This window comes from Streptomyces sp. NPDC047706 (genome assembly GCF_043204795.1).
In the GTDB taxonomy this organism is placed as follows: Bacteria; Actinomycetota; Actinomycetes; order Streptomycetales; family Streptomycetaceae; genus Streptomyces.
This window is the reverse complement of record NZ_JBIDCW010000009.1, coordinates 222,959-237,956: the sequence shown is the minus strand read 5'-3', so window position 1 is coordinate 237,956 and position 14,998 is coordinate 222,959. Positions and strand designations below refer to the sequence as shown.

Below are 14,998 nucleotides of genomic sequence, written 5' to 3'. Positions count from 1 at the left end.
ACGGGGTCACCAGGGGGGCCGGTAGCCGGTGGTGATCTCCCGGCCCGTGTGGCGCCACTTGGGTTCCTTGTCCACCGTCTTCGCCGTGATGGACCTCAGCCTGCGGATCACCGCGCCGTAGGCACCGCTCGCGGTGCTGGAGAACCTGCCGCCGGGAGGCTCGTCCATGAACGGCATGAACTTGTCGGGGAAGCCGGGCATCGTGCAGGCGATGCAGATGCCGCCCACGTTCGGGCAGCCGCCGATGCCGTTCATCCAGCCCCGCTTGGGGACGTTGCACTTGACGACCGGACCCCAGCAGCCGATCTTCACCAGGCACTGGGGCGAGTCGTACTCCATCGCGAACTGGCCCTGCTCGTAGTAGCCGGCCCGGTCGCAGCCCTCGTGTACGGTCGCGCCGAACAGCCAGGTGGGCCGCAGCTTGTCGTCGAGCGGGATCATCGGCGCCGACCCCGCCGCCTGGTACAGCAGGTACGTCAGCGTCTCGGCGAAGTTGTCCGGCTGGATCGGGCAGCCCGGCACGCACACGATCGGGATGCCCGCCTTCGACTTCCAGTCCCAGCCCAGGTAGTCGGGCACGCCCATCGCGCCGGTCGGGTTGCCCGCCATCGCGTGGATACCGCCGTACGTGGCGCAGGTGCCGATCGCGACGACGGCCAGCGCCTTCGGGGCGAGCCGGTCGATCCACTCGCTGGTGGTGATGGGCTGGCCGGTCTCCGGGTTGTCGCCGAAGCCGCACCAGTAACCCTCCTGCTTGATCGACTCGTTGGGGATGGACCCCTCGATCACCAGGACGAACGGATCGATCTCGCCGCGCTCTCCCTTGAAGAACCACTCGATGAACGTGTCCGCGCCGCCCACCGGACCGCACTCGAAGTCGATCAGCGGCCAGTGCACCGCGATCTTCGGGAGCCCGGGCAGTGCCCCCAGGGCGATCTCCTCGATGCTCGGCTGCATGGCGGCGGTCAGGGCGACCGAGTCGCCGTCGCAACTCAGCCCGGCGTTGATCCAGAGGATGTGGATCGGTTCCTCGTCCGTGCCGGGTGAGCCGGCCGCGCCCGGCTCCTGAGCCGTGGTCGGCGATGCTGCGTTCATCAACTGCCTCCCGTGGAGGAAAAGCGTCAAAGCCGATGAATCGGCCTATGTTCCTGGTAAGCGTCGGACAGGGCCGCGGCAACCGCATCCGCACCTCCCGCCCCGGCCGGGGCCCGCTCCTTGCGTACGAAGGCCCGGCGCAGGGCGTGATAGGGCGCGTCGGGGTCCGAGAAGATCCTGCGCATGCGGCTCAACTCCCGCTCGCGGACCGCCGCCAGCGGGGTGACCGCCTCCCGGCGCTCGCACTCGGCCTTCTTCGCGGCCAGGCGCGACTGTACGACCGGCGAGGCCGCCAGTCGCTGGGCCAGAAGGGTGATCTCGTCCGTGAAGCGCGCCGGGGCGCACTCGACGACCCGGTCGATCAGCCCGATGTCCCGGGCCCGCGCGGCGGTGAGCGGCAGCGCCTCCTGGGCGAGCCGCTGCGCCGTCGCCGTACCGACCCGGCGGGGCAGGCTGTACGTCCAGTACTCGGAGCCGTACAGCCCCATGCGCCGGTAGTGCGGATTGAGCACCGAGCCCGAACGGCACCACACCTCGTCGGCGGCCAGCGCCAGCATCACGCCCCCGGCCGCGGCGTTGCCGCCGACGGCGCTCACCACCACCCGGTCGGCCGTGGTCAGGACCGCCTCGACGAGGTCGTTCATCGCGTTGATGTTGGCCCAGGACTCCGCCGCCGGATCGGCGGCCGCCTCGATGACGCCCAGGTGGATGCCGTTCGAGAAGAAGTCACGCCCCGCGCCCAGCACGAGCAGGGTGGTCGGCCGCGCGCACGCCGCCCGGTAGGCGGCCAGCAGCCGCCGGCAGTGGCGGGTGGACATCGCGCCGCCCGGGAACGCGAACGACAGCACCCCGACCGGCCCGTCCTCCCGGTAGTGGATGTCTGACCAGGAGGCGTCCCGGGCGGTGTCCAGGTCCGGCAGCCGGGGCAGCCGCCCGCCCAGCGCGGTCACGGCGGGCAGCTTGCACGCGCGCGGGGCGCCGGCGGCCGTACGCTCCCGCAGTTCGGGGATCCACACCGCGCCGTCCGCCGTGGCCCGGCAGATGGCGCCCGCCCGGGTGGCCAGCAGTTCCCCCGGCCGCCCCCGCAGCCGGGACTCGGGACGGCCGCCGTGCAGGAACCACTCGCCGCCCAGCAGCTCGTCGAGCACGCCGGGTTGCGAGTCGGCGGCGCGCAGGGTGCGCAGGACGGTGTCGGTGGAGTCGCCGGCCCAGGAGATGCGGCGGTTCTCCTGGCGCATCACGGGCCTGGTCCGCGCGCCGGGCGCGGTCGGCAGGGTGCTCTGCTCCAGCGGCACGTGGCGGCCGGAGGCGAACCGCTCCACGGCCAGCAGCACCGCCTCGACCGCCGCGTCCGACACCTCGTTCCGGTACAGGTCGCTCTTGCCCACGGGGGGAACGGGACAGGCGGCCGTCGCCCACACCGGACCGGCGTCCATCTCCTCGTCGGCCTGGAGGACGGTCACGCCCCACTCGCGGACGCCGTCGTGGATGGCCCAGTCCAGGGAGGACGGGCCCCGGTCGCCGACGGGCCCGGGGTGGACGATCAGGCAGGTGCGGGCCGACCACACATCGCGGGGTACGACGGCCTTGAGCATCGGCGCGACGACCAGGTCGGGGGTGTGCCGCCCGACGGCCGCCCGCACGTCGTCGCCACGGGGCGTCACCTCGACGGCGACCCCGTGCCCGCGGTCGCGGAGCTCGGCGTGCACACGCTGGGTGAGGCTGTTGTAGGCGCTGCCGATGAGCAGGATGCGCATGCCCGTGATGGTCATACAGGCGCATCCCTCGACGTCGACGCGAATCCCGCCGGTCACTCGTAGGAGGCGCGGTTCCCGCCAGATGGCCGGGCGGAGGCCGGCCGGAGCCGGCGGGCGAGGGGGCCTACACTGCTGGGCATTTATGTGGTTATGCCCTGTATGCCGGTGAGTGGGAGAATCGCTAGCGTCCGGGCACCGACGGTGCCCCCTTCCGACAGCGGACAGGCAGGTCGGCGCATGGCCAAGGAACGCAAGTCATCGAAGTCGTCTCGCGGCGGTGGGCCCAGCCGGCACGAGGGGACCGAGCAGCACGGCTGGTCCCCCGACGTCGACGAGACGCGACAGCAGGACAACCCCAGTGCCCGGCGCTCGTTCCAGGCCGAGGAACACGCGCCGAAGCGCGGGCCGGGCCGCAGCAAGTCCAAGGAGGAGCGCAGGTCCGTCCCCGGTGACGTCGTAGGCAGCGAGGGCCGCAGCGGCGAGGAGTACGCCCGGAAGTCCGGCAAGGGCATGCGGGACAGCGGCGGCAGGGGCCGCTCCGGCCGGCCCAGCGGCACCAAGGACGACGACGCCTACACCGGCGTCGACCCGAACGACTCCGAGCCGGGGCACCGCCCGGGCTGACGGCCCGGCACATCCGGTCCGTCGCGCCGCCCTCCCGTACCCGGGACGGGTGGCGCGACGGCGTGAGGGCAGGGACGGGGTGTGCCTCCGTACTCTCTTGCGGTTACTCGGAAACCGTAGGAGAGTCAACGCTGAACTGGAAGAAGGCACCTTTGACGTCTGGGGGACCACAACGTGGCCAAGCAGTTCACGGGCCTGCCCGAGGACGCGGACCTGCGGCGCGCCGACTCGCTGGCGCGGGAGATCTTCTCGGACGTCGCCAACAAGTGGGCCTTGCTGATCATCGAGGCTCTCGGTGAGCGCACCCTGCGCTTCAGCGAGCTGCGCGCAGAGGTCGAGGGCGTCAGCCACAAGATGCTCACCCAGAACCTGCGCATGCTGGAGCGCAACGGACTGGTGGACCGGAAGGTGCACCCCACCGTGCCGCCGCGGGTCGAGTACACCCTCACGGTGCCGGGCCGGGCCCTGCGGGCCACGGTCGACGGCATGTGCGGCTGGACCCACCGGTACCTGGGGCACATCGAGGACGCCCGCAGCCGCTTCGAGGCCTGACGGCCGCGGCGTCACCACCGCGTCACGCGGTGCGCACCTCCCGGATCGGATCACCCCACCTGTCCCGCGACCTGTCCCGCGCTCGACGGGCTCGGCGTCGGGGCCGTGGTGTTCACGTCGAGGTCCGGACGGGGTTTGAGGGCAAGGACGGGAGAGCCCGGCTGGGGCGGAGGCGGGGTCAGCTGTTCCTGGGGCAGCTTCGGCGGCGAGGTCTGCTGGAACTGGACCTGCTCGTAGTTGACCATGCCGGTCTTCTCCAGCACCGTGATGTGGTCAAGGACGGTGTCGTTGGCCTGGTCGGCCAGCGTGCGGACCAGCGAGTTCTTGGTGTTGGCGCGGATCTTGGCGATCGCCGGGAAGATCTGGCCGTGGGTCACGCGCATGATGTTGACGGCCGTGATGTCGAACTGCTGTCCCGTCTCCGAGTCCACGGTCGCCACGAACTGCTGCTGCTGCGGCGACGCCTGGTTGGGCAGGGTGATGCCGAGTTCGGGCGCGATTCTGCGGCAGGTGGCGTCGAGTGCCGCGTGCCCGACGATGAGGTGCTCGCCGGCCTCCTTCATCTCCGGAGTGGTGCCCCGTTCCATGGCCATCTCCCCGAGCGGGTACTCCCACAGCCCCGCCGAGCGGACCTTGACGACGAAGTCCCGGTCGGCTTCGGTCAGCGGGCCGTAGGCGGTGTTGGCGATGATGCGGTCCTGGGAGGAGGCGGTGTTCTCGATCCCGAGCATGGCCGGGTACGCGAGGGCGGCGAGGGTCAGACCCATCGCGCCGAACACGAAGATGCTTCCCAACTTGCTGGGTGAGACGGGCATGGAGCCTCCTGACGCGAGCGACGTGTACGCCAGGAGGTACGGATGGGCCGGTCGGATCCATCATCGCGGCGGTCGAAAATCGCTCCAGGGCGTGTGTTTTGCGTCACAGTGTCGGTGGGCCGGGGCAGCGTGTCGCCGGCCGGCCGGCACGCCGGTCATGGCCTGCCTACGGTGTCCTGGTCGTCGAGGTGCGCGGTGGGCGGGTTCTGCTGGGCATCGGCCCTGGAGGCGGACCTGCGCCGCAGACGCGCCAGGCGTGTGGCGACAGGCTCGGTGTAGCGGGCGGTGAGCGGTCCTAGAAGGACCAGGATCAGGACGTACGCGGTGGCCAGCGGGCCGAGCGAGGGCTCGATCCCGGCGGTGACGGCGAGTCCGGCGATGACCACGGAGAACTCGCCGCGCGCCACCAGGGTGCCGCCCGCCCGCCAGCGGCCCCGTGTGGCGACGCCCGCCCGTCTCGCGGCCCAGTACCCGGTAGCGATCTTCGTCAGCGCGGTGACCGCGGCGAGGGCGAGCGCGGGCAGCAGGACGGGCGGGATGCTCGCCGGGTCGGTGTTGAGGCCGAAGAAGACGAAGAACACGGCGGCGAACAGGTCCCGGAGCGGCGCGAGCAGACTGTACGCGCCCTCGGCGACCTCACCGGACAGCGCGATGCCGACCAGGAACGCGCCCACCGCCGCGGACACCTGCACCTGCTGGGCGAGCCCGGCGACCAGCAGCGTCAGCCCGAGGACGACCAGCAGCAGCTTCTCCGGGTCGTCACTGGAGACGAAACGGGAGACGTGGCGGCCGTAGCGCACCGCGACGACCAGTACGAGGGCGGCGGCACCGAGCGCGATGGCCAGGGTGACACCGCCGGCCGCCAAGCCGATGCCCGCCACGAGGGCCGTGAGAATCGGCAGGTAGAGGGCCATGGACAGGTCTTCGAGGACCAGGATGCTGAGCACGACCGGCGTCTCGCGGTTGCCCAGCCTGCCCAGGTCGCCGAGGATCTTGGCGATCACGCCCGAGGACGAGATCCAGGTGACGCCACCCAGCGCGACGGCCGCGACCGGACCCCAGCCCAGCAGCAGCGCCAGCCCGGCGCCGGGCAGGGCGTTGAGGGCGGCGTCCACCAGGCCCGCCGGGTAGTTGCACTTGAGGTTGGTGACGAGGTCGCTCGCCGTGTACTCGAGGCCCAGCATGAGCAGCAGCAGGACGACCCCGATCTCGGCGCCGACGGAGATGAACTCCTCGCTGGCGCCCAGCGGGAGCAGGCCGCCCTTGCCGAAGGCGAGCCCCGCCAGCAGATAGAGCGGAATGGGCGACAGCCGCAGCCGGCCGGCGAACCGGCCCAGCAGCCCCAGGGCCAGGATGATCGCCCCGAACTCGATCAGGAAGACGGTCGAGGAGTGCACGGCGGCTCACTTCCGCCCGAGTGTCCCGGCCGCCGCCTCCAGTCCCTCGCGGGTGCCGATCACGATCAGGGTGTCGCCCCCGGCCAGCCGGAAGTCCGGCGTGGGGGAGGGGATCGCCTCGGCCCGGCGCAGGACTGCCACGATCGAGGCGCCGGTCGTGGTGCGGAGCCGGGTCTCGCCGAGCACCCGCCCGTTCCAGTGGGAGTTGCCGGACAACTCGATCCGCTCGGCCACCAGGCCGAGATCGGTGGTGTACAGGAGATTCGGGGTGTGGTGCGCGGGCCGCAGCGCGTCGATGAGGGAGGCCGCCTCCTCGGCGGTGAGCCGCACGGACAGCGCGCAGTCGTCCGGGTCGTCCTGGCGGTAGGTGCTGAGGGTGCGCTCCCCGTCCCGGTGCGCGACCACCGACAGGCGGCGATGCTCGTGAGTGGTCAGGTCGTAGCGGACGCCGATTCCCGGGAGCGGCGTACTGCTCAGGCGTGGAGCGCCCATGGCGACCCCCTCTCTCACGGGGCACCCGCGGCGGCACCGTGGGGACGCGCCGCGGCACCCCGGTCCGGGCCTGTGGGAACCATCCTAGGCGCGGCAATCCGGACAGGCCGGGCGCCCGGCCGTCCCGGCTGCCCGGAACGGAGACCGTCTCGTCCCGGCACACCGGCCGCCGCCGGTGCGGTGCGGTCGAGGGGACGGTGGGCGATGTCCGGCGCCGCCGAAGCCACCGCGCCCCGCGGCACCCGGCACCGCCGCCGCTCGAAGCACTGGCCCCGCCCCTCCGACTGCCCGTAGGTTGCGGTGACTTCGGCGCCCGAGCCCGGCACCGCCCTGCGACCGGGCGCGGAAGGCCGTCATCGCGTACACAGGACAACCGCATACGCGCGTGTTGGGGGGAAGGCGGTGGGAATCCGGCACTGACCTGCAAGCGTGTGCGGCCGTGGCGCCGCGAGCCGGGCAACCCGGCACGTGCCGAGTGCCGCTTCCCACTGTCACGGTCTGCAGCGCGAAGCCGAGAGCCGGGCCGGCGCCCGCCGCCGACGCGGCGCACGACTCCGGCTCCGCCGTCCCGGCGGTGACAGGCCTCGTGCTGGTCGCGCTGGTCGCGCTGGTCGCCGGGGCGGCCGGTTCGCCGCGCGCCGACGTCGTCGTACCGAGTGACCGGCCGCGGCCTCCACGACCTTGGACGCGGCCGGGACACCGGTCCAGGCCTCAGCGGGCCGCAGGACCCTGCTCGTAGACATGGAACCCGCGCCCGGCCTTGCGCCCCAGGAGCCCCGCCTCCACCATCCGCTGCAGGAGCGGGGGCGGGGCGTACAGCGGCTCCTTGAACTCGTCGTACAGGGACTCCGCGATCGAGGCGACCGTGTCCAGGCCGATCAGGTCGGCCAGCTTGAGCGGGCCCATGGGGTGGGCGCAGCCCAGTTCCATGCCGGCGTCCACGTCGCCGGCGGAGGCGAAGCCGGACTCCGTCATTCGGATCGCGGACAGCAGGTACGGCACCAGCAGCGCGTTGACGACGAAGCCGGCCCGGTCCTGGGAACGGATCACCGTCTTGCCGAGCGTGCGGCCGGCGAAACGCTCCACCGCGGCGACGGTGTGCCGGCTCGTGTGGAGCGAGGTCACGACCTCCACCAGGGGCAGCACCGGTACGGGGTTGAAGAAGTGCAGGCCCACGACCCGGTCCGCGCGCCGCGTCGCCATGCCCAGCCGCATGACGGGGAGGGAGGAGGTGTTGGTGGCGAGGATCGCCTCCGGATCGTCGACGATCTTGTCCAGCGCGGCGAAGACCTCGGTCTTGGCTTCGGCGTTCTCCACGACGGCCTCGATGACCAGCCGGCGGTCGCCGAGGTCGTCGAGGCTGCCGGTGAAGGCCATCCGCGCGAGCGCGTCCCGCGCGGCCGACCGCTCCAGCTTGCCGCGCTCCACCGCACGGTCGAGCGAGGCAGCGACACGCTCCCGGGCGGCGCGCGCCGCGACCGCGTCCACCTCGCACACCACCGTGTCCAGCCCGGCCCGCGCGCACACCTCCGCGATGCCGGCGCCCATCTGACCGCCGCCGACCACGCCGACGCGCACGATGTCCCCGCTCATGATCCGACCCCCACGGTCGCGTTGCGGACGAGGTGCCGGGCGCAGGCGTCCGGGGTGAAGAACAAGGGCAACTCGGCGGCCAGCGCGTTACGTTCGAACAGTTCACGGACCTCGTCGAGCGGGGCCCACGGGTACGCGGCGCCGACGGCGGCCAGCTCGTCGTCCAGCAGCCGCAGCACCGTCTCCCGGTCGACGACCCGGTGCCGCAGCCACTGCCAGATCTGGACGCGGGCGATCTCCGCGGTGGCCGCGTCCTCCATCAGGCCGTCCAGCGCGACCGCGCCCTGCCCGCGCAGCCAGGCGGCGAAGTACCGCAGCGCGACCGCGATGTTGGTGCGGACACCCTCCGGGGTGGGCGGGCCGCTGATCCGGCGCACGCACAGCAGGTCGGCCGCCGTGACCTCCACGTCGTCGCGGGTACGGTCGATCTGGTGCGGGCGCTCGCCGAGGACACCGTCGAAGACCTCGCGGCACACCGGCACGAGGCCGGGGTGGGCGACCCAGGAGCCGTCGAAGCCGTCCTCGGCCTCCCGTTCCTTGTCGAGCCGGACCTTGGCGAGTGCCGCCTCGCGGGCGGCCGGTTCCCTGCCCGGCACCTCGGCGGCCATGCTGCCGATGGCGTGCGCGCCGCGCTTGTGGCAGGTGTGCACGAGCAGTTCGGTGTACGCCCGCATGAAGGGGGCGGTCATGGTGACCTTGGCCCGGTCGGGCAGCAGGAAGTCGGTGCGGTGGCCGAAGGTCTTGATCAGGCTGAAGAGGTAGTCCCAGCGACCCGCGTTGAGGCCGGAGCTGTGCTCGCGCAGCTCGTAGAGGATCTCCTCCATCTCCACCGCGGCGGTGATCGTCTCGATGAGGACGGTGGCGCGGACGGTGCCGCGCGGGATGCCCAGCAACTCCTGGGCGAGGACGAAGACGTCGTTCCAGAGCCGGGCCTCGTAGCGGTTCTCCAGCTTGGGCAGGTAGAAGTACGGGCCGTGACCGGCGTCGATCTGCCGCTGTGCGCAGTGGAAGAAGTACAGGCCGAAGTCCACCAGGGACGCGGGCACGGGCCGCCTGTCGTACTCCAGGTGCTCCTCCAGCAGATGCCAGCCGCGTGGCCGGACCACGACGGTGGCCGGCCGGCTCCGCTCACCGAGGCGGTGGTCGCCGCCGTCCGGCGCGGTGAGGTCGATACGGCACTCGACGGCGTCGAGCAGGCAGAGCTGCCCGCCGACGACGTTGTCCCAGGTGGGGGCGGTGGCGTCCTCGAAGTCGGCCATCCACACCTGGGCACCGGAGGTGAGCGCGCCGACGGCCGTGCGGCGGTCGGGCGGGCCGGTGATCTCCACACGGCGGTCGGTCAGGCCGGGCGCCGGCGGGGCCACCCGCCAGGTGGGGTCGGCGCGCACCGCGGAGGTGACCAGCGGGAAGTCGAACGGGGATCCGGTCGCGAGCCGGATCGCCTGCCGCCGGCGCTCCTTGAGCAGTTCCTGACGGCGCTCGCCGAACGCGGCGGCCAGTCTGCCGACGAAGTCGAGGGCGGCGGGAGTGAGGATCTCGTCGTGACGATCGCCGGGGGCGGCGAGAACACGGACCTGATGAGCCAGTGCGGTGACGGTCATGGGGGTTCTCCTGAACGAGGGGAGGAACCGCGCCCCGTGAGGGGCGCGGTGCTGTACCGGTCTGCGGCACCGCCGCGTGGGCACGAACCGCCACACCCGGCCCGCAGTCCGCACACGGCCTAGTGGAACTGCTCCTCCTCGGTCGACCCGGCCAGAGCGGTGGTCGAGGAGGCCGGATTGACGGCGGTGGAGACCAGGTCGAAGTACCCGGTACCGACCTCCCGCTGGTGCTTGACGGCGGTGAACCCGTGCGCCTGTGCGGCGAACTCCCGCTCCTGGAGGTCGACGTACGCGGTCATGCCGTGCTCGGCGTAGCCCCGGGCGAGGTCGAACATGCCGTGGTTCAGGGAGTGGAAGCCGGCCAGCGTGATGAACTGGAACTTGTAGCCCATCGCCCCGAGCTCCCGCTGGAACTTGGCGATCTGGTCGTCGTCCAGCGCGGCCTTCCAGTTGAAGGACGGCGAGCAGTTGTAGGCCAGCATCTGGTCGGGGTACTGCGCGTGGATCGCCTCGGCGAACTCCCGTGCCTGGGCGAGGTCCGGGGTGCCGGTCTCGACCCAGATGAGGTCGGCGTAGGGGGCGTAGGCGAGGCCTCGGGCGATGACCGGTGCCATGCCGTTGCGCACGCGGTAGAACCCCTCGGCAGTCCGCTCCCCGGTGACGAACTCGGCGTCCCGCTCGTCGACGTCGCTCGTGAGCAGGCTGGCGGCGAGCGCGTCGGTACGGGCGACGATCACGGTGGGCACATCGGCGATGTCGGCGGCGAGGCGCGCCGCGTTGAGGGTGCGGATGTGCTGCGAGGTCGGCACCAGGACCTTGCCGCCGAGGTGGCCGCACTTCTTCTCGGACGCGAGCTGGTCCTCGTAGTGGATGCCGGCGGCACCCGCGGCGATCATCGCCCTGGTCAGCTCGAAGGCGTTCAGCGGTCCGCCGAACCCGGCCTCGGCGTCGGCGACGATCGGGGCGAGCCAGTCGGTGCGGTCCGCGCCGCCCTCGGCGGTGGCGATCTGGTCGGCCCGCAGCAGCGCGTTGTTGATCCGGCGTACCACCTGAGGCACCGAGTTGGCCGGGTACAGGCTCTGGTCGGGGTAGGTGTGCCCGGCCTGGTTGGCGTCGGCGGCGACCTGCCAGCCGGACAGGTAGATGGCCTGCAGGCCAGCCTTGACCTGTTGGACCGCCTGGCCGCCGGTCAGCGCGCCGAGGGCGTGGATGTAGTCGTTCTCGTGCAGCTGACGCCAGAGCCGCTCGGCGCCGCGCCGGGCCAGCGTGTGCTCCTCACGGACGCTGCCGGAGAGCCGGAGGACGTCCTCGGCGCCGTAGGTGCGCTCGATGCCCTGCCACCGGGGGTCGGTGGCCCACCGCCGTGCGAGTTCCTCGGCGGCCTTCGTCGTCGCCTCTGCCATGACTCTCCTCCGGTTGTCGGCGTTGCCAATTCCTCCGCCACCCGGACGGAGACTTGGCACTGTGTGTCTTTCCTTCTCTTCACAAAGGGTGCGGCCCGCCGTCCCGCTGCTGGGCGGAGCTGAGCAATGCTGCCGTCCGGCGGTGCGCCGTGGCCGGGATCTCCGACGTCAGGGCGTGAATCGTGCCCGGTGCTGGGCGCCGGCTGCGGTGGTTCCGGCGGGCCGCACTGGAACTCTGGCACTGGCACTGAGTGCCATCAAGCGTGGACATCTGCCAACTTCTGCGAATCTTCGCAGGCTGCTTTGCCAAGGTTGCGAAGGTCCTTTCGGGGTCTTCGTCGCATAGGCTGACGGTCATCCGTCCCCAGGAGGGGCTGAGACGAGGTGAGGACGCCCGTGAGCAAGACCTACGCGGGGGCGCGGCTGCGCCGGCTGCGCGAGGAGCGCCGGATGAGCCAGGCCGAACTGGCCCGGGCCCTCGCCATCTCGCCGAGCTATCTGAACCAGATGGAGCACGACTCCCGCCCGCTCACCGTGCCCGTGCTCCTGAAGCTGACGGAGACCTTCGGCGTCGACCCCACGTTCTTCTCCGAGCGCGACACGAGCCGGCTGGTCGCGGACCTGCGCGAGGCGCTGGCCGGAGAACTCGCCGAGGCCCGGGTGGCACCGTCCGAACTGTCTGAACTCGCCGGGCGCATGCCCGGCGTCGCGCAGGTCCTGCTCGACCTGGGACGCCGCAACCAGCTCCTCGCCGAACGGCTCGCCGACGGCCGCGGCAGCGCGCCGGACGCGCCCCGCTCACCCCACGAGGAGATCCGCGACTTCTTCTACCGCCGCCAGAACTACCTGCACGCCGTCGATCTCGCCGCCGAGCACCTGGCCGAGGAGATCGGCATCCGTCCCGGCGAGGTCCTGCGCGCCCTGACGGCACGACTGACGGACCGGCACGGCGTGCGTACGGCCACCGGGACCGGTGACCTCCTGCACCACTACGACGAGGACACCCGCACGCTGCACCTGTCCCCGCGGCTGCGCCCCGGACAGCGCGCTTTCCGCATGGCCACCCAGCTCGCCCTGCTGGAGCACGGCGACGACCTGGGCCGCCAGGCCGCCGAGGACTTCCCGCCCGCGTCCTCCGCCCACGCCCTGGCCCGGATCGGCATCGCGAACTACTTCGCCGCCGCGCTGATCCTGCCGTACACCGCCTTCCACACCGCGGCCGAGGAGGAACGCTACGACATCGAACGCCTCACGGACCGCCACGGCCTCGGCTACGAGACCGTCTGCCACCGCCTGAGCACCCTTCAGCGGCCCCGTCTGCGCGGGGTGCCGTTCTCCTTCGTCCGCGTCGACCGCGCAGGGAACATGTCGAAGCGCCAGTCGGCCACCGGCTTCCACTTCTCCCGCGCGGGTGGCACCTGCCCGCTGTGGAACGTCTACGAGGCGTTCGCCGCCCCCGGCCGGATCCATGTCCAGATCGCCGAAATGCCCGACGGGCAGCGCTACCTGTGGACCGCCCGCGCCGTCACCCGCCACCGCGGCGGCTGGGGCGAACCCGGCAGGACGTATGCCATCGGCCTCGGCTGCGAGCTCCGCCACGCCCATCGCCTCGTCTACTCCGACGGCCTCGACCTCGGCAACGCCTCCGCGGCCACACCCATCGGGATGGGCTGCCGCGTCTGCGAACGCCTCGACTGCCCCCAGCGCGCCGCACCACCCCTCGGGCGGCCGCTGCGGATCGACCACCACAGCAGCACGTTCGTGCCGTATCCGGTCGCGGACCGGGGTGAGAGCTGACCGGGGTGAGAGCTGACCGGGCAGGCGGTCGCCGTCACCCGAGCCGCAGGACGTCGAGCGCCGTGAGCGCCGTGTGCAACTCGGTGCGCTGTTCGCCCGATTCGAGGTCGCAGTCGAGGAGCCGCTCGATGGTGCGCAGGCGCTGGTAGACCGTCTCCCGGGAGAGGTTGCCCCGGCGGGCGGTGGTGGTCTTGTTGCCCGCCGCGTCCAGATAGTGCCGCAGCGTCGTCACAAGGCCGCTGCCGTGCCGGCTGTCGTGGTCGAGGAGGGGGCCGAGCCGTCGTTCGGCGAAGTCCTGGACACGGGTGTCGGTGCGGAGCGCGTACAGCAGGTGGCGCAGCCCGATGTCGGACTGTTCGTGGAACGACCTGCCGTCGGGCGGCGGCCGGCCGGGCAGCGCCGCCTCCGCGACGCGGGCCGCCGCGCGGAAGGAGCGTGGGGCGTCGGCGAGGTTCGTGACCTCCGGCCCGACGCTCACCACCGCCTCGGGACGGACCCCCAGCACGAGGCGGCTCAGCCGCTCGACCGTGGGCCGCCACCGCTGCGCGGGCCGCAGCGCCAGCAGGATGCCGATCCGGCCCGGGGCCAGCGTGCCGACGAGTGCCGGCCGTCCGAGCGCCGTGAGTTCCCGGGACAGGCGGCTCTCCAGGCCGGCCTCGTCGCCGACCGTCCCACCGTCCGTCAGCACGGCCCGGTAGACGGCACCCTCGGTCGGCAGCCCCAGCGCGGCGACACGGGCGCGGGCGTCCTCGGGGGAGTGGTGACGCTGCTCGGTGAGGTCGCGCAGGGCACTGCGGTGCGCGGTGCGCTCCCAAGGGGTGGAGTGGATCAGGCGGGCGATGGTGAGGGCCATCGCCGTGCGCTCCAGGACGGTGACGTCCTCGGGCGAGAAGGCCGCCGCCGCGCGGGCGGCGTCGGTGCCCGGCGGCGGGAGCATGGCGACGCGCCCCCAGCGTTCGCCCTGGTACTCCACCGCAGTCACCAGCCAGCCCTCCGGCCCGCGTGTCCGCGTCCGATCCCCGGGTGGAGCCGACCGGGAGCGCTGTTCCCAGCCTGTCAGCACCTCCTCCACGGTGCTGCCGGAGGGTTCGCAGATCAGGGCCTGGTGCACCAGGTTCTCCAGGACGACCGTGCGACCGCTCATCACCGCCGCCGCCCGTACGACGTCCTCGGGTCCCGCGCCGCGCAGGGTCAGGGCGGTGAACGCCTCGTGGATGCGCTGGGTGCGGCGCATCGCGTCCGTCTGGTTGCCGAGGATCAGGGCGTGCACGAGCTGGGTGACCTCCAGGAAGTTGACGTCCCTGGCCAGGGTGACGAGCGGCAGCCGCCGCGACCGGCAGGCCTGCACGAGGGCGTCCGGCGGGCGGTGGTAGCGCCGTACGAGTTCGATCACGAGGGCCGCGGCATCGACGTCGGCGAGTTCGTCGACGTAGCGGCGGACGCCCGCAGTGTCCTCGGGCAGCGGCATGCCGGTGGTCAGGACGAGTTCGCCGCCCTTGAGGAAGGAGGCCGGGTCGGTGAGTTCGGTGATGTGCACCCAGCGCACCGGCCGGTCGAGCCGGGTGACGCCGGTGACGACCTGGGGCTGACCGGCCGCGAGCACCGGGAGCGCCAGCACGTCGGCCACCGTCAGGCGCCGGCCGCTGCCTGGCGTACCGCCCGCGTGCCTCGTCCCGTCGCCCGTCGGGGGGCAGTGGGAGGGGCGAGGCGGTCCGGTGTTCTGGCTCATGATGCCTCCCTGCCCGCCCGGACACTCTGACAAGCCGTGCTGACCTGCGCAACAGCTGCCCCGGCGAGCGCCGCGACACCCAGGACCGTGCATCCGCCCCGACCCGGTTGACACTTCGTCCGGACTCCGCGCCCGCACCGGAC

At 72.3% G+C, this 14,998-nt stretch carries 12 protein-coding genes and 1 riboswitch; of the genes, 3 read left to right on the top strand and 9 right to left on the bottom strand.

Features of this window, described 5'->3' with window-relative positions:
- Window positions 1-6: 6 nt before the first annotated feature.
- Both ACGF8A_RS13890 and ACGF8A_RS13885 read right to left on the bottom strand, forming a co-directional pair.
- On the bottom strand, window positions 7-1,095 hold the full coding sequence (locus ACGF8A_RS13890; RefSeq protein WP_393107605.1) for a hydrogenase expression protein HypE: 1,089 nt from the start codon (window positions 1,093-1,095) through the stop codon (window positions 7-9).
- Window positions 1,096-1,121: 26 nt separating this feature from the next.
- Window positions 1,122-2,852: an enoyl-CoA hydratase-related protein gene (locus ACGF8A_RS13885; protein WP_393107674.1), complete on the bottom strand. Its 1,731-nt coding sequence runs from the start codon at window positions 2,850-2,852 to the stop codon at window positions 1,122-1,124.
- A 237-nt stretch (window positions 2,853-3,089) separates the two neighbouring features.
- On the opposite strand from ACGF8A_RS13885, the gene ACGF8A_RS13880 reads away from it, so the two are divergent.
- Window positions 3,090-3,476, top strand: coding sequence for a hypothetical protein (locus ACGF8A_RS13880; protein ID WP_393107603.1), 387 nt, complete (start codon window positions 3,090-3,092; stop codon window positions 3,474-3,476).
- A gap of 174 nt (window positions 3,477-3,650) precedes the next feature.
- Window positions 3,651-4,028 carry a winged helix-turn-helix transcriptional regulator gene (locus ACGF8A_RS13875; RefSeq protein WP_393107601.1) on the top strand — a complete coding sequence of 126 codons (378 nt, stop codon included), beginning with the start codon at window positions 3,651-3,653 and terminating at the stop codon, window positions 4,026-4,028.
- Between the two features lie 50 nt (window positions 4,029-4,078).
- Here ACGF8A_RS13875 and ACGF8A_RS13870 read toward each other — a convergent pair whose 3' ends face one another.
- From ACGF8A_RS13870 to aceA, 6 genes are all read right to left on the bottom strand, one after another.
- Window positions 4,079-4,843: a DUF4142 domain-containing protein gene (locus ACGF8A_RS13870; protein WP_393107599.1), complete on the bottom strand. Its 765-nt coding sequence runs from the start codon at window positions 4,841-4,843 to the stop codon at window positions 4,079-4,081.
- 155 nt (window positions 4,844-4,998) lie between these two features.
- Window positions 4,999-6,240 (bottom strand): cation:proton antiporter, encoded by a 1,242-nt coding sequence (locus ACGF8A_RS13865; RefSeq protein ID WP_393107597.1) that lies wholly within the window; start codon window positions 6,238-6,240, stop codon window positions 4,999-5,001.
- Window positions 6,241-6,246: 6 nt separating this feature from the next.
- Window positions 6,247-6,732 (bottom strand): cation:proton antiporter regulatory subunit, encoded by a 486-nt coding sequence (locus ACGF8A_RS13860; RefSeq protein ID WP_393107595.1) that lies wholly within the window; start codon window positions 6,730-6,732, stop codon window positions 6,247-6,249.
- Window positions 6,733-7,101: 369 nt separating this feature from the next.
- Window positions 7,102-7,216, top strand: a riboswitch (cobalamin riboswitch).
- Between the two features lie 227 nt (window positions 7,217-7,443).
- The gene (locus ACGF8A_RS13855; RefSeq protein ID WP_393107593.1) at window positions 7,444-8,325 is read right to left on the bottom strand and encodes a 3-hydroxybutyryl-CoA dehydrogenase; all 882 of its coding nucleotides are present in this window, start codon (window positions 8,323-8,325) and stop codon (window positions 7,444-7,446) included.
- Window positions 8,322-9,926, bottom strand: a complete 1,605-nt coding sequence (gene aceB / locus ACGF8A_RS13850; protein WP_393107590.1) for a malate synthase A — start codon at window positions 9,924-9,926, stop codon at window positions 8,322-8,324. The genes ACGF8A_RS13855 and aceB overlap by 4 nt, the downstream gene beginning before the upstream one ends.
- A 119-nt stretch (window positions 9,927-10,045) precedes the next feature.
- Window positions 10,046-11,329: an isocitrate lyase gene (gene aceA / locus ACGF8A_RS13845; RefSeq protein ID WP_393107588.1), complete on the bottom strand. Its 1,284-nt coding sequence runs from the start codon at window positions 11,327-11,329 to the stop codon at window positions 10,046-10,048.
- 396 nt (window positions 11,330-11,725) lie between these two features.
- Here aceA and ACGF8A_RS13840 point away from each other — a divergent pair, with 396 nt between their 5' ends.
- Complete coding sequence (locus tag ACGF8A_RS13840; protein WP_393107586.1) at window positions 11,726-13,126, top strand: short-chain fatty acyl-CoA regulator family protein; 1,401 nt, start codon at window positions 11,726-11,728, stop codon at window positions 13,124-13,126.
- A gap of 34 nt (window positions 13,127-13,160) precedes the next feature.
- On the opposite strand, the gene ACGF8A_RS13835 is transcribed toward ACGF8A_RS13840, so the two are convergent.
- Window positions 13,161-14,855, bottom strand: a complete 1,695-nt coding sequence (locus ACGF8A_RS13835) for a PucR family transcriptional regulator (RefSeq protein ID WP_393107584.1) — start codon at window positions 14,853-14,855, stop codon at window positions 13,161-13,163.
- Window positions 14,856-14,998: the final 143 nt, after the last annotated feature.

Coding starts and splice junctions, on each gene's coding strand:
- ACGF8A_RS13890 (WP_393107605.1), bottom strand. CDS start 1,095: ATGAACGCAGCATCGCCGACCACGGCTCAGGAGCCGGGCGCGGCCGGC.
- ACGF8A_RS13885 (WP_393107674.1), bottom strand. CDS start 2,852: ATGCGCATCCTGCTCATCGGCAGCGCCTACAACAGCCTCACCCAGCGT.
- ACGF8A_RS13880 (WP_393107603.1), top strand. CDS start 3,090: ATGGCCAAGGAACGCAAGTCATCGAAGTCGTCTCGCGGCGGTGGGCCC.
- ACGF8A_RS13870 (WP_393107599.1), bottom strand. CDS start 4,843: ATGCCCGTCTCACCCAGCAAGTTGGGAAGCATCTTCGTGTTCGGCGCG.
- ACGF8A_RS13860 (WP_393107595.1), bottom strand. CDS start 6,732: ATGGGCGCTCCACGCCTGAGCAGTACGCCGCTCCCGGGAATCGGCGTC.
- ACGF8A_RS13855 (WP_393107593.1), bottom strand. CDS start 8,325: ATGAGCGGGGACATCGTGCGCGTCGGCGTGGTCGGCGGCGGTCAGATG.
- aceB (WP_393107590.1), bottom strand. CDS start 9,926: ATGACCGTCACCGCACTGGCTCATCAGGTCCGTGTTCTCGCCGCCCCC.
- aceA (WP_393107588.1), bottom strand. CDS start 11,329: ATGGCAGAGGCGACGACGAAGGCCGCCGAGGAACTCGCACGGCGGTGG.
- ACGF8A_RS13835 (WP_393107584.1), bottom strand. CDS start 14,855: ATGAGCCAGAACACCGGACCGCCTCGCCCCTCCCACTGCCCCCCGACG.